Below are 20,282 nucleotides of genomic sequence, written 5' to 3'. Positions count from 1 at the left end.
GCGTGGCCTGAAGGGACCAAAGTCACGCGAGCAGGTGGTCCGCGGCTCCCGCCTTGACGGCCGAGATGAGCGCACGCAGCGCATCGATCGAGTCGGTGACGTAGGCGCCGGACCCGGTGGTTCCGATGTACGCCTTCCCCTCGGCGTCCCGCCCGAAGCGGAAACAGTTGGCCCCCTCGCTGCAGAATGCCTCGTCCCAGGCGATGCCGGACGTAGCCGACGGGGTCGCCGGGGTGGTCGCGGTCGTGGTCGTCGTGCCCATGTCGTTCTCTCGTCTCCTCGTCGGATCCGGCTCGGTGGTCAGTCAGCCGGTCGGCCGGTGGCCCCGGTCAGAGGGTCTGTGCGATGGCGCGGATGAAATCGCGGGAGTCGCGGGCCGGCAGTGCCAGGGAGCGCAGCCGCTCCAGCAGGCCCCGGTAGCGGAGCAGCTTCATCTGCGAATCCAGCAACATCGATCCGTGCGAACTGTCCAGCTGTACGGTGTCCAGCTCGCTGATCGTGGCGGCCGCGTACGTGAAGGACTGGCCGGCGCCGGGGAACCCGCCGGCGGTGAACGGAATCACGCGCACGGTCGTACGCGCCCGCTCCGACTGCTCCAGTATGTGTTCGAGCTGCGCCCGGGCCACCTTCGGACCGCCGAACTGCATGCGCAGCGCCGCCTCGTGCACGACCGCCTCGTACAACGGCGGTGCCTCGCGCGCGAACACCTGCTGGCGGTGCATCCGCAGGGCGAGCCGCGCCTGCAGGTCGGGTTCGGGCAGCGGCGGGTCGGCGGTGTCGAAAACGGCCCGCGCGTGCGCCTCGGTCTGCAGCAGCCCCGGTATGTGCGTGGTCACGGCGGTGTGCAACTCGACCGAGTGGTGCTCCAGTTCGCAGATGTCCAGGAGTGCGGGCGGCAGCATCCCCCGGTGCTGCTCCCACCATCCCTTGTCGCGCTCCTGGGCCATCGAGGCGAGCAGGTCGACCAGCCCCGTGTCGGGGCAGTCGTAGTTGAAGGCGAGGGTGCGGACACGCTCGGCGCTGATCGCGATCCGGCCGGATTCGATGTTGGGGATCCGGGTGCGGTCCACTCCCATGAGCGCCGCCGCCTGTTGCACCGACATGCCCGACTGCTCGCGGAGTCTGCGCAGCTCGGAGCCCAGGCGCTGCTGGCGCGCGGTCGGCGTACTCCTCGGTGGCACGGGTCCCCTCTCCTCCGGCCGGGGCATGCGGGAGCGCCCTCAGGAGTCCGGAAATGGCATGAGAAATCAGCAAGTCGTCGTACAAGTAGTAGCACTGTGCACCACGTTGCGCTACGGTCGGTAGCGCAAGTCTCACACGGGGCGACCTCCAGCTCTTGTATGACCACACGGCCGTCCACTCATTCAGCACCTCAGAACCTTGGAGCAGCACGATGACGGGCACTCTCCGTGGCCTGCGGTCGGTCCACGAGTTCCGGCAGGCCCCGCCAGGGGCGGAGAAACTGAGCTACTCCATAGGTCTGCCGGGCGGCGCCCACTGTGCGGGCAGCGCCCGTGGCGCCCTGCGGTCCCTGCTCGACCGGCACGGACTGCCCGACCTGTGCGACAACGCGGCCCTCGCCGCCTCCGAACTGGTGGCCTGCGCCTACCGGTTCACGCCCGACAAGGAAATGGTGCTCAAGGTCCGCTGGCAGTTCGACGCGCTGCGGATCGTCGTCTTCGACCAGCACCCGGCGCACTCCTCGCCCGAGGCGAGCGAGGAGTGCCGGCGCCGGCGGAGCCGCGGGATGTGGCTGCTCGCGGCGGTGGTCGAGTCCTGCGGCGGGGACTGGGGGCTCACCCCGGTGCTCACCCCGATGGGAGGCACCAAGTCATGGGCGTTACTGCCCATGCCGCGTTAGCCGCCGCCCCGCTCACGCCCTGCTCACGCACCCCGCTCACCCGCCCTGCTCACGCACCCCGCTCGCGCGCCTCCGTTCACCCGCCCCCGCTCACTCGTGCCACAGCGACCGGCGGACCTCCTCGGCCGTGGTCGGCCGTAGTCCGTCGTCGAGCAGCAGCCACCGCGTGATGCCGATCGATTCCAGGAACGGCACGTCATGGCCGGCCACCACGAGCGCCCCCTCGTAGGAATCCAGGGCGCCGGTCAACTGCCGTACGGATCCCAGGTCCAGGTTGTTCGTCGGCTCGTCCAGCATGAGCAGCTGCGGGGCCGGCTCCGCGAGCAGCAGCGCCGCCAGCGTCGCCCGGAACCGCTCGCCGCCCGACAGCGTGCCGGCCGACCGGTCCGCCCGCGCACCCCGGAACAGGAAGTGCGCGAGCCGCGCCCTGATCAGGTTGTTCGTCGCGTGCGGGGCGAACCGCGCCACGTTCTCCACGACCGAGCGCTCGTCGTCCAGTACGTCGAGCCGCTGCGGCAGGAACCGGGCCGGGACGTGGGTCACCGACTCGCCCGACAGCGGGGCCAGTTCCCCCGCGATCGTGCGCAGCAGGGTGGTCTTGCCCGAGCCGTTGGCCCCCACCAGCGCGATCCGCTCCGGACCGCGCAGCTCCCACTCGCCCGGGATCGCTGCGCCGTGGACCGGGTGCAGCCCGCTCAGGGTGAGCACGCGGCGGCCCGGCGGGACCTGGGTGGCGGGCAGATTGATCCGGATCTCGGCGTCCTCGCGCACCGCCAGCTCCGCCTGGTCGAGGCGTTCCTCCGCCTCCGCCAGCTTCTCGGTGTGCATGATGCGGTGCTTGCCCGCCGACTCCTGCGCCGCGCGCTTGCGGGCACCCATGACGATCTTCGGCTCGCGCTTGGTGTCGAACATCTTCTGGCCGTACCGCTTGCGCCGGGCCAGTTTGGCGTGCGCCTGCGCCAGTTCGCGCTTCTGCCGCTGTACGTCGCCCTCCGCGACCCGGACCATCCGCTCGGCCGCCTCCTGTTCGGCCGCCAGCATCTCCTCGTACTCCGTGAAGTTGCCGCCGTACCAGCGGATTTCGCCTTCGTGCAGGTCGGCGATCTGGTCGACCCGGTCCAGCAGCTCCCGGTCGTGGCTGACCAGGAGCATCACCCCGGACCAGGATTCGACGGCCGCGTACAGCCGTCGCCGGGCCCGCAGGTCGAGGTTGTTGGTGGGCTCGTCCAGCAGCAGGACGTCCGGACGGCTCAGCAGCAGAGCGGCCAGCCGGAGCAATACGCACTCCCCGCCCGACAGTTCGCCGGTGGTGCGGTCCAGGCCGATCCGGCCGAGACCGAGCTGGTCCAGCGTGGCGAGGGCCCGCTCCTCCACGTCCCAGTCGTCGCCGACCGCCGCGAAGTTCGCCTCGGTCGCCTCGCCCGCCTCGATGGCGTGCAGGGCGGCCCGGGCGGTGCGGACGCCGAGCGCCTCGTCCACCCGTAGGGCGGTGTCGAAGGTGACGGTCTGCGGAAGCCGGCCGACGGTGCCGGACACGGCCAACTGGCCGTCGCTCGGGGTCAGTTCCCCCGTGATGAGTTTCAGCAGGGTGGACTTGCCGCTGCCGTTGCGCCCGATCAGGCCGGTGCGGCCGGGGCCGACGGTCAACTGGAACCCCTCGAAGACGGGCGTTCCGTCGGGCCAGTCGAAGGACAGGTCGGAGCAGGTGATGAACGTGGGAGCAGGACTCATGGAGGCCTCCAGGTTGCGTGAGTGGTGAGTGCAACGCGGGGGAGACACAGGGGACCGCGGGTGAGGGCGGTAGTCGGTGTCTCGGACCTCAGAGAAGCAACGTCCTGCTCCGTTTCGACGGCGATGGGGCGTCCACGAAGCTACGGCGTCACCGGAGCGGCCGGCAAACGAATTAAGCGGGGCGTCAGCAGGAGCCGCCCATCAGCTCCGCGAGGCTCTGGTCCATGTCGAGGTACAGGTGCTCCAGGCCGGGCGGCACGATCGTCGAGGCCCGCTCCAGGAAGCGGTGCAGCTCGGCCGTCACCATCAGCACGATCGCGACCCCCTCGGGGGCGTGGAACTCCACGCTGGTCCGCTCGACGTCGTACGGGCGCACGCGCACGTCCCCGTAGCCGGAGGGGCGGCGCAGCCCGGACTCCAGCAGCTCCCGGGAGAACGTCCACGAGACCTCGATGCCCTCCAGGGTCGCGGGCGCGGGGAAGGCCATCCGGACGGCGAAGGGATCCGACCGGTCGTAGCAGAGCGTGACCGGTACGGTGTCGACCTTCGGTGCGGTGGCGACCAGTCGGGCCTGCACGGCCTGCTCGATGACAGTGATCAAGGCTCGCTCCCTTGCGGCGGATCTCGTGCCGGACCGCGGGGTGGGCGCCCGGCAACGGGATAGACGCGCGATCGGGCGGATCCGTGCACGCGACCTGGAGTGAGCTGTGTCACCGAATGGCTGGAACACGCCTGTGTGATCGCACAGGGTGATGGGTGGCACAGGCATCCGAGGCCTGTCCGCAGGCCCCGGAGCCCTCACAGTACGGCTGGTTCCCGCTCACTCCACAGGCCCAAAGCGCGCTCCGGACCCCCGCTGCGGCCCCGCTCGCCCCCCGCTACACCACCGGGCTCTCCCGCACCGTCGCCAGGTCCGCGGAGGTCTTCGTCGCGAGGAATTCGGTGATGCGGTAGGAGCAGACGCCCGCCACCGTGAAGGGATCCTCGGCCGCGATCTTCTCGATCTCCTTGCGGGAGATCCCGCCGGCCAGGATCACGCCCCCGTCGCGCGGGACCTTGCGGCCCGAGGCGAGGAAGATGCCGGCGGCGTAGTAGCCGTCCAGCCAGGCGATGTGCGCGTCCATCTCCTCTTCGACGGCTTCGACGGGCGCGGTGTAGGTGAGCTCCATGACGAACATGATCGCCAGGCTACTCTCGCACCACTATGACGAGTGCGAAGATGCCCGCCGACGAGGCCGAGGCCAAGGCGATACAGGACGAACTGCGCGACCGGGTCGTCCTGGCCGAAATCGGACCCCCGCCCGGCGAAGGGCTGATCGCCGGTGTGGACGTGGCCTACGACGACGAGCGCGACCTGGTGGCCGCCGCGGCCGTCGTGCTCGACGCCGCCACCCTGAAGGTCGTCGAGGAGGCCACCTCCGTCGGCCGCGTCAGCTTCCCCTACGTCCCCGGCCTGCTCGCCTTCCGCGAGCTGCCGACCGTGCTCGCCGCACTGGAGTCACTGACGGTCACGCCCGGCCTGGTCGTCTGCGACGGCTACGGGCTGGCCCACCCGCGCCGCTTCGGGCTCGCCTGCCACCTCGGGGTGGTCACCGGACTGCCCGCCATCGGCGTCGCGAAGAACCCGTTCGCCTTCACCTACGAGGAACCGGGCGCCCGGCGCGGGGACCTCTCCCCGCTCCGCGCGCCGGACGGCGAGGTCGTCGGGCGGGCGCTGCGCACGCAGGACGGGATCAAGCCCGTGTACGTATCGGTGGGCCACCGGGTCTCCCTGGACAACGCCTGCGCGCACGCCCTGGCGCTGAGCCCCCGCTTCCGGATCCCCGAGACCACCCGGCACGCCGACTCCCTGTGCCGGCGGGCCCTGCGCGAAGCCACCGCGTAGGACCGCCCGCACGGATGCCTCGTACGGCGCCTCAGTCGGAGGATGCCACCCGGAAACGGATGCCCGCCTTCCGGAGCCGGTCCAGCAGGGCGTCGCCCATGGCCACGGCCGTGGTCAGCTGGCCGGAGAGCTCGGGCAGGGCGTCGTAGGCGAGGCAGAGCGCGGACTCCGCGAACATCTTCGCGGTCTCCCCGTACCCCGGGTCGCCGCCCGAGACCTCGGTGAAGACCCGGCGGCCGCCGCCCTCGCCCACGAACCGCACGCTGAACCAGCTGCGCGCCCGCCGCTCCGCGTCCGGGCCCTGGCCCGGCTCCCAGCGGCCGGCGAGCCACTGGCGCACCGGCGGGATCTGCGCCAGGGCGGCCACCCCGCCGACCGCCGCCGTACCGCCCACCGCGACGGGCAGGTGCCGTACGGAGGCGTAGTGCCGGTAGCGGAAGTCCGGGCCGTACCGCTCCAGCGCCGCCGCCGAACGGGCCACGACCTGGACGTCCAGGACGGGCAGCGGCAGGGCCCAGGTCCCGGTCTCCCGGCTGAACCGCGGTGCGCCCACGGGCACCCGTACCCGCCGGCCCAGCAGTCGGGGCTCGTGCATCCGGCGCGCGCGGGCGGCGGCCAGGTTCTGCGGTCCGCGGCCCAGCGCGGTGAGCACCGTGGTGAAGGTGCCGCCCGAGAACAGGGCGTTGGAGCGCACGAACGCGTCCACGGTCAGCGGGACCCCGGCCGGCAGCTGTGCGACCGTGAAGTACGCCCCGAGGTCGGCCGGGATCGAGTCGAAGCCGCAGGCGTGCACGATCCGGGCGCCGCTCTCGCGGGCCCGCGCGTCGTGCTCGACGTACATCCGGTCCACGAACTCCGGCTCGCCGGTCAGGTCCAGGTAGTCGGTGCCCGCCTCGGCGCAGGCGGCCACCAGCGGGGCCCCGTACAGGACGTACGGCCCCACGGTCGTGGCCAGCACCCGGGTGGAGGCGGCCAGTTCGCGCGTCGCCGCGGCGTCCTGGGCGTCGGCGCGCAGCAGCGGCAGGTCCGCGCAGCGCGGGTCGAGCGCGGTCAGCCGCTCGCGCAGCCGCTCCAGCTTCGCGAGGTCCCGCCCGGCGAGGGCCCAGCGGCAGTCCGCGGGGGCGTGCGCCGCGAGGTACTCGGCGGTCAGCGCCCCCACGAATCCGGTCGCGCCGAAGAGCACGAGGTCGTACTCCCGTTCCGCGGTGCGCGGTTCGTGCCGGACAGCTGCGTTCATCGGGAGCCTCCCAGACGGTGTCGGTGGTGGCTGAGGCTAGCGGGTGTCCGTCCCGCGCCGGACAGCGCCTCCGGGCTCGTCGCGGCCTAGGTGTATTGATCACGAGCGTTGTTAACAGGGCCGGGTCTTGATCATGGCGAAGACCTCCGGTGTGGTGGAGGTGTCTAGGCTCCACACCACGTACGGAGGTCTTCGTGTCCCACCGTAATGCCCGGCTGACCGTTCACGGCAGGCGGATCCTGGTCGAACGTGTCCTGGCCGGGCGGCCGGTCGCGCATGTCGCCGCCGAGATGGGCATATCCAGGCCCACGGCCCACAAATGGGTCCGCCGCTGGCGAACTGAGGGCCAAGCTGGACTCCACGACCGTTCCAGCCGCCCGCACACGACACCGCACCGCACTCGCCCCGCGGTCGAAGCCCGGGTCTGTGACCTGCGCAGAACCCGCAAGCTCGGCCCTGCCCGGATCGGCCCGATCCTGGGCCTGCCCGCCTCGACCGTCCACCGGATCCTGACCCGTCACGGCCTGGGCCGCCTGGCCTGGCTGGACCGGCCCACCGGCCAGCCGATCCGCCGCTACGAACGCGACCGGCCCGGCGAACTCGTCCACGTCGACATCAAGAAGCTCGGCAACATCCCCGACGGCGGCGGCTGGCGCGTGGTGGGCCGAACCGCAGGCGACCGAAACCGGCAGGCCACCACCGACCAGCGCAGAAGCAGCACGCCAGTGATCGGCTACTCCTACATCCACTCCGCCGTCGACGACCACTCCCGTCTCGCCTACAGCGAAGTCCTGGCCAACGAACGACAGGAAACCGCAGCCGGTTTCTGGCAACGGGCAAACGCCTTCTTCGCCGCCCACGGCATCACCGTCGAACGCGTCCTGACCGACAACGGCTCCTGCTACAAGTCCAAGCTCTTCACCCAGACCCTCACCGAGGCCGGCATCACCCACAAACGGACCCGGCCCTACCGGCCACAGACCAACGGCAAGGTCGAGCGCTTCAACCGGACGCTCGTCGAGGAGTGGGCCTACCTGCGGCCCTACACCTCGAACCATGAACGGACCGAAGCCCTGGCAGACTTCCTCCACAACTACAACCACCACCGCTGCCACACCGCACTCGCCGGCAAACCACCCATCAACCGAGTGAACAACCCTGCGGGTCAATACACCTAGGCCGTCTCTTTCGGATCTTGTCGGTCAGGTCCGCGTCGTCCGGTGCCGTGCCTCGGCGCGCTGCCGGGGCTCCCGTGTACTGGACGTACTCGGGTGCCGCGGCAGTGCGGCGAGGTGCGGCACCGGACGGCGCGGGCCCGGCAAGATCCGAAAGAGACGGCCTAGCGTGGGGTGGGACGGTTTGCGCGAGCGCGTGCGGCCTGCGACGAGTGGAGGTTCCCGTGAAGGCTGGGGTGCGCAGGTGGGAGGCGGTCCGGGAGTTCGCGCTGGGGCTGCCGCAGGCGCGGGAGGAGTTCCCCTGGGGTCCTGAGGACTGCGTCGTGAAGGTCAACAAGAAGATCTTCGTCTTCCTCGGGAACACCGACGGCCCCTCGCCCGGGATCTCCGTGAAGCTCAAGGACGAGGCGCTGCACGGTCACGCCATGACCGCGCCCGGTGCGGAGCCGACCGGGTACGGGCTGGGGAAGGCCGGCTGGGTCTCCGTGCCGCTGGGGGAGAAGGGGGCGCCCTCCGCCGAGGTGCTGTGCGAATGGGTGGAGGAGAGCTACCGGACCGTCGCGCTGAAGCGGGACCTCAAGGAGCTCGACGCGCGGGGAGCCGGGTCCGCCCCCGCGGGAAACGGGCCAACCGGCTAAGCGCTTGCTCTTGTGCTGAGTGGAACAGGTTCCTAGCATCACTGGTGTTACATCAGTTGTGTCACACAGTGGCGGCAGTGGTGCCACCGGATGCTGGGGGCTCGATGGCAGTGACAGGGAACGTGACGGGGAGCGTGCCCGGAAGCGGCGGGGGCCCGCTCGCGGGCGTGCGCGTCGTCGAGCTGGCGGGCATCGGGCCGGGCCCGTTCGCCGCGATGCTCCTCGCCGACCTCGGCGCCGACGTGGTGCGGGTGGACCGCCCCGGCGGCGGCGGACTGGCCGTGAACCCGGCCTACGACATCACCAACCGCAACAAGCGCTCCGTCCTCGTCGACCTGAAGTCCGCCGACGGCCCGGCCCGCGTCCTGGACCTGGTCGAGCGCGCCGACGTGCTCATCGAGGGCTTCCGCCCCGGGGTCGCCGAACGCCTCGGCGTGGGCCCGGCCGACTGCCACGCCCGCAATCCCCGGCTCGTCTACGGCCGGATGACCGGCTGGGGCCAGGACGGCCCGCTCGCCCACACCGCCGGGCACGACATCGCGTACATCGCCGTCACCGGCGCCCTCGGCATGATCGGCAACCCCGGCGAACCCCCGGCCGTCCCCGCCAACCTGGTCGGCGACTACGCGGGCGGTTCGCTCTACCTCGTCATCGGCGTCCTCGCCGCCCTCCAGCACGCCCGCACCCCCGGCGGCGCCGGCCAGGTCGTCGACGCGGCCATCGTCGACGGCACCGCCCACCTCACCGCCATGATCCATGGGATGATGGCGGCCGGCGGCTGGCAGGACCGGCGCGGGGCCAACCTGCTCGACGGCGGCTGCCCCTTCTACGGCAGCTACGAGACCTCCGACGGCGGGTACATGGCGGTCGGCGCGCTGGAGCAGCAGTTCTACGACACCTTCGTGGAGCTCCTCGGCATCAAGGAGCAGGCCCCCGCCCGCAAGGACCTGGCCCGCTGGGGCGAGCTCCGCGAGGCCGTCGCCGCGCAATTCAAGTCCCGTACCCGCGAGGAGTGGACGGCCGTCTTCGCGGGCACCGACGCCTGCGTGGCGCCCGTGCTCTCGCTGCGCGAGGCCCCGCACCACCCGCACCTGGCCGCCCGCGGCACCTTCGTCGAGGCCGCCGGGATCACCCAGCCCGCCCCCGCGCCCCGCTTCTCCGCGACCCCGGCCACCGTCGTGGGCGGCCCCGCACTGCCGGGCGCGCACACGGAGTCGGTGGCGGCCGACTGGGGTGTACCGGGGCTGTTGGGCAAGGAGCCGTTGGGCAAGGAGTCCGACGCCTGATGGAACTCTCGATGATGCTCGACCACTCCGCGGACCCGCGCCGCGCCGCCGACGCGGCGGCCGGGCTGGAGGCGCCCGGGCTGGGACCGGCCAACGTGCGGATGACGGCGGAGATCGCCATCGGCGAGGACGCGGCAGCCGTACGGGACCTCGCCCGGCCCCAGATCGCCCTGTACGTCGGCGGCATGGGCGCGGTCGGCAAGAACTTCTGCAACGACCTGGCCGTCGCCTGCGGGTACGGGGACGAGGCCCGCAAGATCCAGGAGCTCTACCTCTCCGGGCGCAAGCGCGATGCGGCCGCCGCCGTACCGGACGAGCTGTGCGAGCTCACCACACCGTGCGGGCCCGAGGGGTACGTACGCGAGCGCGTCGAGGCCCTCCGGGCCGCCGGGGTGACCATGCTCAACGTCACGCCCGTGGGCCCTGATCCGGCCCGGCTCGTCACAACCGTCAAGAACTGGCTCTAGGGGGCCCTCACTTATGAAACGCCAGCTCTTCGACGCCGACCACGAGGCGTTCCGCGAGACCGTCCGCACCTTCCTCACCAAGGAGGTGCTGCCGCACTACGAGCAGTGGGAGAAGGACGGGATCGTCAGCCGCGAGGCCTGGCGGGCCGCCGGCCGGCAGGGCCTGCTGGGCCTGGCCGTCCCGGAGGAGTACGGGGGCGGCGGCAACACCGACTTCCGGTACGCGGCGGTGATCGCCGAGGAGTTCACCCGGGCGGGCGCCGCCGGACTCGCCATCGGCCTGCACAACGACATCATCGGGCCGTACCTGACCTCCCTGGCCACCGAGGAGCAGAAGCGCCGCTGGCTGCCCGGCTTCTGCTCCGGCGAGATCATCACCGCCATCGCGATGACCGAGCCCGGCGCGGGCTCCGACCTCCAGGGCATCCGGACCACCGCCGAGGACGCGGGCGACCACTGGGTGCTCAACGGCTCCAAGACCTTCATCTCCAACGGCATCCTCGCCGACCTGGTGATCGTCGTCGCGAAGACCACCCCCGAGGGCGGGGCGCACGGCATGTCCCTGCTGGTCGTGGAGCGCGGCACCGAGGGCTTCGAGCGCGGCCGCAACCTCGACAAGATCGGCCAGAAGGCGCAGGACACCGCCGAGCTGTTCTTCAACGACGTGCGCGTCCCCAAGGAGAACCTGCTCGGCGAGCTGAACGGTGCCTTCGTCCACCTGATGACCAACCTCGCGCAGGAGCGGATGGGCATCGCGATGGCCGGCATCGCCGCCGCCGAGTACCTGCTGGAGATCACCACGCAGTACGTGAAGGAGCGCGAGGCCTTCGGGCGGCCGCTCTCCAAGCTCCAGCACATCCGCTTCGAGATCGCCGAGATGGCCACCGAGTGCGCGGTCACCCGTACCTTCCTCGACCGCTGCATCACCGACCACTCCAACGGGGAACTGGACCACGTCCACGCCTCGATGGCGAAGTGGTGGGCCACCGAACTCCAGAAGCGGGTCGCCGACCGCTGCCTGCAACTGCACGGCGGATACGGATACATGACCGAGTACCGGGTCGCGCGGGCCTTCGTCGACGGCCGCATCCAGACCATCTACGGCGGCACGACCGAGATCATGAAGGAGATCATCGGTCGTTCCCTGCTGGCCTGACCTCCGCAGACCTCCCCCTGCATCCTCCCTGCATCCTCCCTGCATCCTCCCCCTGCCTCCGCACCCCCGAAAGGCTTGACCAGTGAGCACCGAAGCGTACGTATACGACGCGATCCGCACGCCGCGCGGACGGGGCAAGGCCAACGGCTCCCTGCACGGCACCAAGCCGATCGACCTGGTCGTCGGCCTCATCCACGCCCTGCGCGAGCGCAACCCCGGCCTGGACCCCGCCACCATCGACGACATCGTGCTCGGCGTCGTCAGCCCGGTCGGCGACCAGGGCTCCGACATCGCCCGGATCGCGGCGATCGCCGCCGGGCTGCCGGACACCGTCGCGGGCGTCCAGGAGAACCGCTTCTGTGCCTCCGGCCTCGAAGCCGTCAACATGGCCGCCGCGAAGGTCCGTTCCGGCTGGGAGGACCTGGTCCTCGCGGGCGGCGTGGAGTCCATGTCCCGCGTCCCGATGGCCTCGGACGGCGGAGCCTGGTTCAACGACCCGATGACCGGCTGGGACACCGACTTCGTCCCGCAGGGCATCGGCGCCGACCTGATTGCCACGATCGAGGGATTCTCCCGGCGTGACGTGGACGAGTACGCCGCCCTGTCCCAGGAGCGGGCCGCCGCCGCCATCAAGGACGGCCGCTTCGCCAAGTCGATCGTCCCGGTCACCGACCGCAACGGCCTGGTGGTCCTGGACCACGACGAGTTCGTCCGCCCCGGCACCACCGCCGACACCCTCGCCCGGCTGAAGCCCTCCTTCGCCGACATCGGCGAGCTCGGCGGCTTCGACGCCGTCGCCCTGCAGAAGTACCACTGGGTCGAGAAGATCGACCACGTCCACCACGCGGGCAACTCCTCCGGCATCGTCGACGGCGCCTCCCTCGTCGCCATCGGCTCCCGCGAGGCGGGGGAGCGGAACGGCCTCACGCCCCGCGCCCGGATCGTCTCGGCCGCCGTCTCCGGCTCCGAGCCCACCATCATGCTCACCGGCCCCGCCCCGGCCACCCGCAAGGCCCTCGCCAAGGCCGGCCTGACCATCGACGACATCGACCTGATCGAGATCAACGAGGCCTTTGCCGGCGTCGTGCTCCGCTTCGTCAAGGACATGGGCGTCTCCCTGGACAAGGTCAACGTCAACGGCGGCGCCATCGCGCTCGGCCACCCGCTCGGCGCCACCGGCGCGATGATCCTCGGCACCGTCGTCGACGAACTGGAGCGCCAGGACAAGCGCTACGGCCTCGTCACCCTCTGCGTCGGCGGCGGCATGGGCGTCGCCACCATCGTCGAACGCCTCTGAATCCCGTCCTGCATCCCCGCCCCCCTGGACCTTCCGAAACGAAAGCAGTGACCATGAGCGAGTCCACCACGATCCGCTGGGAACAGGACGAGACCGGCGTCGTCACCCTGGTCCTCGACGACCCCAACCAGTCCGCCAACACGATGAACCAGGCCTTCAAGGACTCGATCGCGGCGATCGCGGACCGCGCCGAGGCCGAGAAGGACTCCATCCGCGGCATCATCTTCGCCTCCGCCAAGAAGACCTTCTTCGCGGGCGGCGACCTGAAGGACATGATCCGGCTGCGCCCCGAGCACGCGCAGCTGGCCTTCGACACCGGCACCGCCATCAAGGCCTCGCTGCGCCGCATCGAGACCCTCGGCAAGCCCGTGGTCGCCGCCATCAACGGCACCGCCCTCGGCGGCGGTTACGAGATCTGCCTGGCCTCCCACCACCGCGTGGCCCTCGACGCGCCCGGCTCCAAGATCGGCCTGCCCGAGGTCACCCTCGGCCTGCTCCCGGCCGGCGGCGGCGTCACCCGCACCGTCCGCCTGATGGGCATCGCCGACGCGCTGCTGAAGGTGCTGCTCCAGGGGACCCAGTACAGCCCCCAGCGCGCCCTGGACAACGGCCTGGTGCACGAACTCGCCGCCACGCCCGAGGAGATGCTCGCCAAGGCGCACGCCTTCATCGACGCGAACCCCGAGTCGAAGCAGCCGTGGGACGTCCCCGGCTACAAGATCCCCGGCGGCACGCCGTCCAACCCGCGGTTCGCCGCCAACCTCCCGGCCTTCCCGGCCAACTTGAAGAAGCAGCTGAACGGGGCCCCGTACCCGGCGCCGCGCAACATCCTGGCCTGCGCCGTCGAAGGCGCCCAGGTGGACTTCGAGACGGCGCTGACCATCGAGGCCCGCTACTTCACCGAGCTCGTCACCGGGCAGACCGCCAAGAACATGATCCAGGCGTTCTTCTTCGACCTCCAGGCCGTCAACGCCGGACGCAGCCGCCCGCAGGGCGTGGCCCCCCGCAAGGTCACCAAGGTGGCCGTCCTCGGCGCCGGCATGATGGGCGCCGGCATCGCCTACTCCTGCGCCCGCGCGGGCATCGAGGTGGTGCTGAAGGACGTCACCCCCGAGGCCGCCGCCAAGGGCAAGGCGTACTCCGAGAAGCTGCTCGACAAGGCCCTGTCCCGGGGCCGCACGACCGAGGCCAAGCGCGCCGAGCTGCTCGCCCGGATCACCCCGACCGCCGAGCCCGCCGACCTGGCCGGCTGCGACGCCGTCATCGAGGCCGTCTTCGAGGACACCGCCCTGAAGCACAAGGTGTTCCAGGAGATCCAGGAGTTCCTCACCCCCGACGCGCTGCTCTGCTCCAACACCTCCACGCTGCCCATCACGGGCCTCGCGGAAGGGGTTTCGCGGCCCGCCGACTTCATCGGACTGCACTTCTTCTCGCCCGTGGACAAGATGCCGCTGGTCGAGATCATCAAGGGCGAGCGCACCGGCGACGAGGCCATCGCCCGCGCCTTCGACCTCGTACGGCAGATCAACAAGACCCCGATCGTGGTCAACGACTCGCGCGGGTTCTTCACCTCGCGGGTCATCGGCCAGTTCATCAACGAGGGCGTCGCCATGGTCGGCGAGGGCATCGAGCCCGCCTCGATCGAACAGGCCGCGGCCCAGGCCGGATACCCGGCCAAGGTGCTCTCCCTGATGGACGAGCTGACCCTCACGCTGCCCCGCAAGATCCGCAACGAGACCCGCAAGGCCTTCGAGGCCGAGGGCCGGGACTGGCCGGAGCACCCGGCCGACACCGTCATCGACCGGATGGTCGACGAGTTCGGGCGCCCCGGGCGCAGCGGGGGCGGCGGGTTCTACGCGTACGACGAGGCGGGCAAGCGCGCCGGGATCTGGCCGGGGCTGCGCGAGCACTTCACGAAGGCCGGCCAGGACATCCCGTTCGTCGACATGAAGGAGCGGATGCTCTTCTCCGAGGCGCTGGACACCGTCCGCTGCTTCGACGAGGGGGTCCTGACCTCGTGCGCCGACGCCAACATCGGCTCCATCATGGGCATCGGCTTCCCTGCCTGGACCGGCGGCGTGATCCAGTACATCAACGGCTACGAGGGCGGTCTCACGGGCTTCGTGGCCCGCGCCCGCGAGCTGGCCGAGAAGTACGGCGAGCGCTTCACCCCGCCCGCCTCCCTGGTGGCGAAGGCCGAGCGGGGAGAGACGTACGCCGACTGAGCGGACTGATCTGCTCGAACGGCCCGGGTGCGGTCCCGGGGCATCGCGCCCCGGGACCGCACGCCGGTGCGGATCAGGCGGTGGCCCGTCCGGCTGCGATCTGTCCGGCGGTACGCAGCTCCGCGAACAGGCCCCGGTACGAGGCGCCGTCCGGTGTGGTCCAGCCCGCGGTGAGCCGGCCCACGGCCCCGGCGGCATCCGCCGGCCCGGTGTCCCCGGGCCGCAGGACGCGCGTCAGGGCGACCACCGGGCCGCCCGGCACGCGCACGTCCGTGCCCCGCGCGGTGTCGGTGATTTCCAGCCGGGCCTCCGGGAGGACCGCCGGGAGTTCGGGGCCCTCGAACCGGGCGGTGACCGAGGGGTCGGCCACCCCGCTGTCGCACTGGTCCTGCGCCACCGCGCGGCCCTGGATCAGGGCGAGCAACTGGCCCACGAGCACCGGGTCGTGGGCACCGTCGTAGATCCACCGGGTGCCGAGCACCCCGTGTTCCGAGGTGCCCACCAGACCGGCTCCGGCGCCGTCGAGCGGGGCGCCGCGGTAGGTGAGGGGCACGAGGTAGGAGGTTTCCCGGCCGCCCGAGGTGTCGGTGAGCACCATGAACTCGATGCCGACCTCACCCTCGGGATCATCGAGCCGGAACCCGCCCGAGCGGTCCAGCTCGGGAGCGTGTCCGGTGGACGCGTACCACGGCCGCGTCGGAAGCCAGGCAGTCAGAAGCTCCGTCTTACCGGGCTTCATGGTGGTCTTGTAGATCATCGCCATGGCCAGAACCTACCGGTTCCGCGACGAAGGCCGCCCGCAATTCCTCCTTCAGCGAGCGCTGGAAAGCGGTCACCAGGGCCTGCACCACCATCGGCTGCATGTGCGCGGACAGCGCCTTCATCGACTCCACCCGCTCCGGATCGCTCTCGCCCTCCGTGAACGGCCCCCACACCTCGTCCCGGAACAGCGCGGTCAGCTGGTGCGCCGCCGTCCGGGCGTGTCCGAGCAGCACCTCGCGCGCGACCAGGATCGTCTCGTGGGCGATCGGCACGTCGAGCAGCGCGACCCCGAGCCGCAGCAGCCCCATGTCCACCCGGAAGCCCTCCGGGGTCGGCGTCAGCACGTTCATGGCCGTCAGCCGCCGGATGTCGGTCTCCGTCAGGGAGCGCCCGGCCCGCTTCTCCAGCTCCGCGCGCGAGGAGTCCAGCGCCGCGTCCGGGGCCCAGGTCGCCACCAGCGCGCGGTGGATGGCCAGATCGTGCGCGCTCAGGTCGTCGGGCAGGGCTTCGAGGTAGCGCTCGATGGCGGAGAGGGTCATGCCCTGGTGCTGCAACTCCTCGATGAGCGCGAGGCGGGACAGGTGTTCCGGGCCGTACCGGCCAACCCGACGGGGTCCGATCACGGGAGGGGGCAAAAGTCCGCGGGTGCTGTAGAACCGTACGGTGCGGACGGTCACACCCGCCCTGGCCGCCAGTTCGTCGACGGTCAACGACGCCGGCTCCGGTGCCTGGGTGGTCATGGGCTCTCCGCCTTGCTCTCTGATCAGCGCGTCTTGAGACCGCACAGCTGAAGTTCGCCACCGTTCGTGTTCAACAGTATTGCTGTCGCACCAACGATGTGAAACGGCCAGGAGCTGCCCATGCCCACGAAACTGCGACTGCCCGCACCTCCCGAAGAGCTCACCCTGCCCGCCCTGCTGGCGCGCAACGCCGCCGAGCACGGCGCCCTTCCCGCCCTCTCGTGGCGCGAGGGCGACGACTGGACCACCCTCAGCTGGTCGGACGTACGCCGCAAGGTGGCCGTCCTCGCCGCCGGTTACGCCTCCCTGGGCGTAGAACGCGGCGAGCACGTCCTGCTGATGATGGGCAACCGCCCCGAGCACTGGCTCAGCGACCTCGCCCTCGTCCACCTCGGCGCCGTCCCCGTCACCGTGTACGGGACCTCCGCGCCCGAGCAGATCGCCCACATAGCCCGCCACAGCCGGGCCCGGCTCGCCGTGGTCGAGGGGGCCCGGGAGCTGGCCCGGTGGGAGCCGCTGCTGACCGACCCCGGGACCCCGCTGGAACGGCTGGTCGTGGCCGAGGCCGCCGAAGCCGGCCCGCACTCGACCTACGGGTCGGTGTACGCCGGCGGCGCCCGGCTGCACCGCTCCGAGGCCTTCGAGAAGGCCTGGCGGGAGTCCCGCTCCGAGGACCCGCTGACCGTCGTCTACACCTCGGGCACCACCGGCGACCCCAAGGGGGTGCGCCTGACCCACCGCAACATCGTGCTCCAGTCCGTCCGCCTCGACCGGCACATCGAGCTGCCCGAGCACGCCGAGCACCTCTGCTACCTGCCCTTCGCGCACATCGCCGAGCGGATCCTCGGCATCTACCTCCCGCTCCTGCGGGCCGCACACGTCCGGCTGTGCGCCGACCCGGCCGCCGTGTCGGTCGCGGTGCGCGAGCTGCACCCCGTGCAGTTCTTCGGCGTGCCGCGGGTGTGGGAGAAGCTGGCCGCCTCCGTACGGGCGGTCCTCGGGCGGCTGCCCGAGGAGCAGCGCCGCGCGATCGAAGCCGCCAACGACCTGGCGCGGGAGCGGGCGGGCCACCGGGAGCGCGGCGAGGAGGTCCCGGCCGCGCTCGAAGCCTCGTACGCCGGGGCCAAGGAGCGGGTGCTGGACCCGCTGCTGACGCTGGCCGGGATGGACCGCCTGATCTGGACGGCCAGTGCCACCGCGCCGATGCCGATCGACGTGGTGCGCTTCTGGGCGGGCTGGGGGATCACGATCATGGACGCCTGGGGGCTGACCGAGACCTCCGGCGTGTGCACGGTCAACACCCCGGACGGCTTCCGGCTGGGCTCCGTAGGGCGCCCGATCCAGGGGCTGGAGCTGCGGATCGCCGAGGACGGGGAGATCTTCACGCGCGGGGAGACGGTCTTCGGCGGGTACCTCCTCCCGGACGGCTCGGTGGAGAGCGCCTCCGACGCCGCGGGCTGGTTCCCGACGGGGGACATCGGGCGGCTCGACGAGGCGGGGTTCCTCTGGCTGACCGACCGCAAGAAGGAACTGATCATCACCTCGAACGGGAAGAACGTCTCGCCCGCCCTGGTGGAGAACACCGTCAAGGAACACCCGCTGATCGGGCAGGCCCTGGTGCACGGGGACGGCCACTCCTACCTCGTCGCCCTCCTCGTCCTGGACCCCGAACTGGCCCCGGCCTGGGCCGAGGCCCACGGCATCGAGGCCGCCACGCCCGCGGAGCTCGCCGCGCACCCGGCCGTGCGGGAGGAGGTCGCCCGGGCCGTCGAGGCCGCCAACGCCCGGCTCAACCGCACCGAGCAGATCAAGCGCTACCGGCTGCTGACCGAGGAGTGGGGCCCGGAGTCGGGGGAGCTGACCCCGTCCCTGAAACTGCGCCGCCGGGTGATCCGGGAGAAGTACGCGGAGCTGATCGACGGGCTGTACGCGAAGTCGCACGAAGCCCCGCGCTCCGGGCCGCACGAAGCTTCGTAGAAAGGTCCGTCACACGAACGGCCCTGCCCGGTGAGCGGATGGACGCTCACCGGGCAAGGGTGAGGGAATGTGCATATGCCTTGAATTCGCCACGCCGCCCGGCAAGGGCGGCTGATCGCCATGGGTGTGCTGCAAGACCACCCCGAACTCGCTCTGTTCCTCTGCCTGGCGGCCGGATACCTCGTCGGCAAGATACGCGTCGGCCCGATCACCCTCGGCGGCATCTGCGGCACGCTGATCGTGTCGCTGCTGCTCGGCGCCTGGGCCAAGATCGAGATCGACGCCGATGTGAAGACGATCTTCTTCGCGCTCTTCATCTTCGCCCTCGGCTACATGGCCGGCCCGCAGTTCTTCGCCAACCTCAACCGCAAGAGCATGCGCTTCTTCGCGCTCTGCTTCATCGAGCTCGTCAGCGTGCTCGGCCTCGCCTACCTGCTGGCCAAGGCCTTCGACCTCGACGTCGGCACCGCCTCCGGCATCCTCGCCGGCGCGGCCACCGAATCCGCCGTGGTCGGCACCGCCACCGAGGCGATCGGCAAGCTGCCCGACCTGACCGCGGAGCAGATCTCCACGTACCAGGGCCACGTGGCCACCGCGTACACGGTCTGCTACCTCTTCGGCCTGGTCACCATCGTCATCTACACCAGCCAGATCATGCCGATGCTGCTCCGGATCAACCTGGCGGACGCCTCGCGCGACCTGTGGGAGAAGATGCGCGGCGGCGGCTCCGGCGGACTGGAGAGCGACGAGCGCCAGGCGATGCCCGGCCTGGTCGGGCGCACCCACCTGGTCACCCTCGCCGACGGCCGCACCGTCGGGAACCTGGAGGCGGCCTTCGGCGGCGGTGTCACCGTGGAGGCCGTCCGGCGCGGCTCCAAGGACCTCACCCCCGCCCCGGACCTCGAACTCGTCCTCTCCGACCTCGTCCTCGTCGTCGGCCGGCGCTCCGAGGCCATCGCGGCGGGCCGGGCCATCGGCCCGGAGACCCCCGGCATCCCGGGAGTGGACACCCCGCTGGCCACCCGGCAGGTCGCCATGACCGACAAGTCGGTCGCCGGCAAGTCGCTGGAAGAGATCCGGACCACGCACAAGGAGTTCGGGCGCAGCGGCGTGTACGTGACCGACGTGCTCCGCGGCGAGCAGCACCTGCCCGCCAACCCGGACACCATCGTCGAGCGCGGTGACGTCATCACCCTCGTGGGCGCCCGCTCGGGCCTGAACCGGATCGTCGCGAAGATCGGCACGGTGGCCAAGAACGACGCCACCGACTTCATCTACCTCGGCCTCGGCATCGCGATCGGCTCGCTCATCGGCCAGATCGTGGTCCGCCTCGGCGGGGTCCCGCTCTCGCTCGGCACCGGCGGCGGCTGCCTGATCTCGGGTCTGCTCTTCGGCTGGTTCCGCTCCCGCCGGCAGACCTTCGGCGCCTTCCCGCCGCAAGCCGCCACCACCATCAAGGACATGGGGCTCGCGGTCTTCATCGCCTGCACCGGGCTGACCTCGGGCCCGCAGGCCTGGCCGCTGCTCAAGGAGTACGGGGCCCTGCTGCCGTTCGCCGGGATCGCCATGGTCCTCGTACCGGCCACGATCTCGCTGGTCGTCGGACGCAAGCTCCTGAAGATCGAGAAGCCGTTGCTGATCGGCGCCATCGCCGGACAGCAGTGCTCCACACCGGCCATCACCTCGGTCACGCAAGTGGCCCAGAGCTCGGTGCCGATGCTCGGCTACACGATCACCTACGCGCTGTCCAACTTCCTGCTCCCACTCACAGGGCCAATCCTCGTCGGGATCCTAGGCGCCTGACGCCCCCTCCCCGCCCGCCCCCAACCCCACCCGGACGGCGCC

The 20,282-nt window shown here is 71.2% G+C and carries 19 protein-coding genes; 11 read left to right on the top strand and 8 right to left on the bottom strand.

Features of this window, described 5'->3' with window-relative positions:
• Positions 1-22: 22 nt before the first annotated feature.
• Together ACODT5_RS09510 and ACODT5_RS09505 are read right to left on the bottom strand one after the other, a co-directional pair.
• The gene (locus ACODT5_RS09510; protein ID WP_422518736.1) at positions 23-262 is read right to left on the bottom strand and encodes a hypothetical protein; all 240 of its coding nucleotides are present in this window, start codon (positions 260-262) and stop codon (positions 23-25) included.
• 67 nt (positions 263-329) lie between these two features.
• Entirely contained in the window at positions 330-1,181 is an 852-nt protein-coding gene (locus ACODT5_RS09505) for a helix-turn-helix domain-containing protein (protein ID WP_422518735.1), read from the bottom strand.
• Between the two features lie 212 nt (positions 1,182-1,393).
• On the opposite strand from ACODT5_RS09505, the gene ACODT5_RS09500 reads away from it, so the two are divergent.
• The gene (locus tag ACODT5_RS09500) at positions 1,394-1,861 is read left to right on the top strand and encodes an ATP-binding protein (protein ID WP_385371605.1); all 468 of its coding nucleotides are present in this window, start codon (positions 1,394-1,396) and stop codon (positions 1,859-1,861) included.
• 90 nt (positions 1,862-1,951) lie between these two features.
• Here the strand turns inward: ACODT5_RS09500 and ACODT5_RS09495 are convergent, their stop codons facing one another.
• From ACODT5_RS09495 to ACODT5_RS09485, 3 genes are all read right to left on the bottom strand, one after another.
• Complete coding sequence (locus tag ACODT5_RS09495) at positions 1,952-3,592, bottom strand: ABC-F family ATP-binding cassette domain-containing protein (protein WP_422518734.1); 1,641 nt, start codon at positions 3,590-3,592, stop codon at positions 1,952-1,954.
• A gap of 184 nt (positions 3,593-3,776) precedes the next feature.
• A complete protein-coding gene (ssgD, locus tag ACODT5_RS09490) occupies positions 3,777-4,193 on the bottom strand; it encodes a spore wall synthesis regulator SsgD (RefSeq protein WP_422518733.1) in 417 nt (138 codons plus the stop codon).
• A 277-nt stretch (positions 4,194-4,470) separates the two neighbouring features.
• Complete coding sequence (locus ACODT5_RS09485; RefSeq protein WP_422518732.1) at positions 4,471-4,770, bottom strand: YciI family protein; 300 nt, start codon at positions 4,768-4,770, stop codon at positions 4,471-4,473.
• A 26-nt stretch (positions 4,771-4,796) separates the two neighbouring features.
• Between ACODT5_RS09485 and ACODT5_RS09480 the strand changes: the two genes are divergently transcribed.
• Complete coding sequence (locus ACODT5_RS09480; protein ID WP_422518731.1) at positions 4,797-5,477, top strand: endonuclease V; 681 nt, start codon at positions 4,797-4,799, stop codon at positions 5,475-5,477.
• A 31-nt stretch (positions 5,478-5,508) separates the two neighbouring features.
• Here the strand turns inward: ACODT5_RS09480 and ACODT5_RS09475 are convergent, their stop codons facing one another.
• Entirely contained in the window at positions 5,509-6,714 is a 1,206-nt protein-coding gene (locus ACODT5_RS09475) for a saccharopine dehydrogenase family protein (RefSeq protein WP_422518730.1), read from the bottom strand.
• Between the two features lie 194 nt (positions 6,715-6,908).
• Here ACODT5_RS09475 and ACODT5_RS09470 point away from each other — a divergent pair, with 194 nt between their 5' ends.
• From ACODT5_RS09470 to ACODT5_RS09440, 7 genes are all read left to right on the top strand, one after another.
• Complete coding sequence (locus tag ACODT5_RS09470) at positions 6,909-7,892, top strand: IS481 family transposase (protein ID WP_422518729.1); 984 nt, start codon at positions 6,909-6,911, stop codon at positions 7,890-7,892.
• Between the two features lie 209 nt (positions 7,893-8,101).
• Positions 8,102-8,527, top strand: coding sequence for an MmcQ/YjbR family DNA-binding protein (locus ACODT5_RS09465; RefSeq protein WP_422518728.1), 426 nt, complete (start codon positions 8,102-8,104; stop codon positions 8,525-8,527).
• A 104-nt stretch (positions 8,528-8,631) separates the two neighbouring features.
• Complete coding sequence (locus ACODT5_RS09460; RefSeq protein WP_422518727.1) at positions 8,632-9,813, top strand: CaiB/BaiF CoA transferase family protein; 1,182 nt, start codon at positions 8,632-8,634, stop codon at positions 9,811-9,813.
• The gene (locus ACODT5_RS09455) at positions 9,813-10,280 is read left to right on the top strand and encodes an LLM class flavin-dependent oxidoreductase (protein WP_422518726.1); all 468 of its coding nucleotides are present in this window, start codon (positions 9,813-9,815) and stop codon (positions 10,278-10,280) included. The genes ACODT5_RS09460 and ACODT5_RS09455 overlap by 1 nt, the downstream gene beginning before the upstream one ends.
• Positions 10,281-10,293: 13 nt before the next feature.
• Positions 10,294-11,436 (top strand): acyl-CoA dehydrogenase family protein, encoded by a 1,143-nt coding sequence (locus ACODT5_RS09450; protein WP_422518725.1) that lies wholly within the window; start codon positions 10,294-10,296, stop codon positions 11,434-11,436.
• Between the two features lie 82 nt (positions 11,437-11,518).
• Positions 11,519-12,733, top strand: coding sequence for an acetyl-CoA C-acetyltransferase (locus ACODT5_RS09445; RefSeq protein ID WP_422518724.1), 1,215 nt, complete (start codon positions 11,519-11,521; stop codon positions 12,731-12,733).
• A 53-nt stretch (positions 12,734-12,786) separates the two neighbouring features.
• On the top strand, positions 12,787-14,958 hold the full coding sequence (locus ACODT5_RS09440; RefSeq protein ID WP_422518723.1) for a 3-hydroxyacyl-CoA dehydrogenase NAD-binding domain-containing protein: 2,172 nt from the start codon (positions 12,787-12,789) through the stop codon (positions 14,956-14,958).
• A gap of 73 nt (positions 14,959-15,031) precedes the next feature.
• Here the strand turns inward: ACODT5_RS09440 and ACODT5_RS09435 are convergent, their stop codons facing one another.
• Together ACODT5_RS09435 and ACODT5_RS09430 are read right to left on the bottom strand one after the other, a co-directional pair.
• Positions 15,032-15,721, bottom strand: coding sequence for a maltokinase N-terminal cap-like domain-containing protein (locus ACODT5_RS09435; RefSeq protein ID WP_422518722.1), 690 nt, complete (start codon positions 15,719-15,721; stop codon positions 15,032-15,034).
• Positions 15,684-16,460, bottom strand: a complete 777-nt coding sequence (locus ACODT5_RS09430; RefSeq protein ID WP_422518721.1) for a MerR family transcriptional regulator — start codon at positions 16,458-16,460, stop codon at positions 15,684-15,686. Before ACODT5_RS09430 ends, ACODT5_RS09435 begins: the two co-directional genes overlap by 38 nt.
• Positions 16,461-16,580: 120 nt before the next feature.
• Here ACODT5_RS09430 and ACODT5_RS09425 point away from each other — a divergent pair, with 120 nt between their 5' ends.
• Together ACODT5_RS09425 and aspT are read left to right on the top strand one after the other, a co-directional pair.
• Complete coding sequence (locus ACODT5_RS09425; protein WP_422518720.1) at positions 16,581-18,437, top strand: AMP-dependent synthetase/ligase; 1,857 nt, start codon at positions 16,581-16,583, stop codon at positions 18,435-18,437.
• A gap of 120 nt (positions 18,438-18,557) precedes the next feature.
• The gene (aspT, locus tag ACODT5_RS09420; protein ID WP_422518719.1) at positions 18,558-20,240 is read left to right on the top strand and encodes an aspartate-alanine antiporter; all 1,683 of its coding nucleotides are present in this window, start codon (positions 18,558-18,560) and stop codon (positions 20,238-20,240) included.
• Positions 20,241-20,282: the final 42 nt, after the last annotated feature.

Origin of the sequence: Streptomyces tatrensis (genome assembly GCF_049310065.1) — a bacterium.
GTDB lineage: Bacteria > Actinomycetota > Actinomycetes > Streptomycetales > Streptomycetaceae > Streptomyces.
Note: the sequence above shows the minus strand (reverse complement) of the source record. Positions and strands in the feature narration are given on the sequence as shown.

Coding starts and splice junctions, on each gene's coding strand:
- ACODT5_RS09510 (WP_422518736.1), bottom strand. CDS start 262: ATGGGCACGACGACCACGACCGCGACCACCCCGGCGACCCCGTCGGCT.
- ACODT5_RS09500 (WP_385371605.1), top strand. CDS start 1,394: ATGACGGGCACTCTCCGTGGCCTGCGGTCGGTCCACGAGTTCCGGCAG.
- ACODT5_RS09495 (WP_422518734.1), bottom strand. CDS start 3,592: ATGAGTCCTGCTCCCACGTTCATCACCTGCTCCGACCTGTCCTTCGAC.
- ACODT5_RS09485 (WP_422518732.1), bottom strand. CDS start 4,770: ATGTTCGTCATGGAGCTCACCTACACCGCGCCCGTCGAAGCCGTCGAA.
- ACODT5_RS09480 (WP_422518731.1), top strand. CDS start 4,797: ATGACGAGTGCGAAGATGCCCGCCGACGAGGCCGAGGCCAAGGCGATA.
- ACODT5_RS09475 (WP_422518730.1), bottom strand. CDS start 6,714: ATGAACGCAGCTGTCCGGCACGAACCGCGCACCGCGGAACGGGAGTAC.
- ACODT5_RS09460 (WP_422518727.1), top strand. CDS start 8,632: ATGGCAGTGACAGGGAACGTGACGGGGAGCGTGCCCGGAAGCGGCGGG.
- ACODT5_RS09455 (WP_422518726.1), top strand. CDS start 9,813: ATGGAACTCTCGATGATGCTCGACCACTCCGCGGACCCGCGCCGCGCC.
- ACODT5_RS09450 (WP_422518725.1), top strand. CDS start 10,294: ATGAAACGCCAGCTCTTCGACGCCGACCACGAGGCGTTCCGCGAGACC.
- ACODT5_RS09440 (WP_422518723.1), top strand. CDS start 12,787: ATGAGCGAGTCCACCACGATCCGCTGGGAACAGGACGAGACCGGCGTC.
- ACODT5_RS09435 (WP_422518722.1), bottom strand. CDS start 15,721: ATGGCGATGATCTACAAGACCACCATGAAGCCCGGTAAGACGGAGCTT.
- ACODT5_RS09430 (WP_422518721.1), bottom strand. CDS start 16,460: ATGACCACCCAGGCACCGGAGCCGGCGTCGTTGACCGTCGACGAACTG.
- ACODT5_RS09425 (WP_422518720.1), top strand. CDS start 16,581: ATGCCCACGAAACTGCGACTGCCCGCACCTCCCGAAGAGCTCACCCTG.
- aspT (WP_422518719.1), top strand. CDS start 18,558: ATGGGTGTGCTGCAAGACCACCCCGAACTCGCTCTGTTCCTCTGCCTG.